At 67.5% G+C, this 1,222-nt stretch carries 2 protein-coding genes; both read left to right on the top strand.

Features of this window, described 5'->3' with window-relative positions; all coding sequences use genetic code 11:
• The first annotated feature begins 80 nt into the window (after window positions 1-80).
• Window positions 81-650 carry a helix-turn-helix domain-containing protein gene (locus tag ABZV42_RS42245; RefSeq protein ID WP_356057617.1) on the top strand — a complete coding sequence of 190 codons (570 nt, stop codon included), beginning with the start codon at window positions 81-83 and terminating at the stop codon, window positions 648-650.
• A gap of 29 nt (window positions 651-679) precedes the next feature.
• Entirely contained in the window at window positions 680-1,207 is a 528-nt protein-coding gene (locus ABZV42_RS42250) for a transposase (protein ID WP_356057619.1), read from the top strand.
• The last annotated feature ends 15 nt before the right edge of the window (window positions 1,208-1,222 follow it).

Here is a 1,222-nt window from a genome sequence, read left to right on the forward strand (position 1 = left end):
CTAGTGCTGGATTCCTCTTTGGCTGGGTATATGTCCTGGTGGCGGGGTAGTTGAGGGTGCTCGGGGGCGGGTGCTGGGCGATGGTTTTATGGGCACGACCGGAACATGACGAGGATGAGCGGGCTGTCGTCCGTCGGCTGGCGCGGGCGCGGAAGGCGCCGCGGGATGTGGTGATGCGGGCCCGGATGATCGAGCTGAGCTGGTCAGGACTGCGAGTGCCGGCGATCGCTGTGGAGCTGGGCTGCGGTCAGAAGACGGTCCGCTGCTGGCTGCACCGCTTCAACGGCGCCGGCCTACAGGGGCTGGAGGACATGGGCGGCCAGGGCCGCAAGCGGCGGATCACCGAGCAGGAGCGGTCCCGGATTATTTCCCTGGTCAAGACCGTGCCTCCGGGGCGGCTGCGGTGGGAGCCGGTCGGGGAACTGTGGGCCTTCGACGAGTCGGGACCCGCCGAGTGGACGCTGGACTCTCTGGCCGCGGCAGCACAGGTCGAAGGGATCGAGGTGGGCCGCTCGCAGGTGCGCCGCATCTTGCTCGCCGAGGGGGTGCGGTGGCGTCGCACCCGGTCATGGATGCGGTCGAAGGACCCGGACTTCGTCCCAAAAGGACAAGGATCATCGGCCTCTACACCAAGCCGCCCGACGACGTGACGGTGATCTGCGCCGACGAGCTGGGGCCCGTGATCCCCCGAACATTCCCGCCCGCACCCGCCTGGTCGCCCGACGGGCACCGGATCAAGGCGGAGCTCGACTACAGCCGCGGACCGGAGAAGACCTGGGTCTACGGCGGCCTGCGGCCGGCCGACGGCCAGGCCCTCACCATGACCGCGTCCTCACGCAACAGCGTCTTCTACCAGCAGTTCCTGCAGCAGGTCGAGGACGCCAACCCGACCGGTCAAATCTGGATCGTCACCGACAACCTGTCCAGCCACAACAGCCTGTCCACCCGGATCTGGCTCGAGGACCACCCCCGCATCCACCACGCGTTCATCCCCGTCGGCGCATGCTGGCTCAACCTCCAGGAAGGCTGGTGGCGGATCTTCCGCAAGGCCGCTCTCGCGGGCCGCTCATTCGCCAACCCCGACGACATCGCATACGCCACCACCCTCGCGACCAGCCAACTCAACTCCCACGCGAAGCCATGGATCTGGGGCAGACCGGCACCCCCAACCCGACGACTGCGACGCCGATATGTGTACCGAGTTTGAGGAATCCAGCACTAG

Source organism: Streptomyces sp. NPDC005281, assembly GCF_040607495.1.
Taxonomy (GTDB): domain Bacteria; phylum Actinomycetota; class Actinomycetes; order Streptomycetales; family Streptomycetaceae; genus Streptomyces.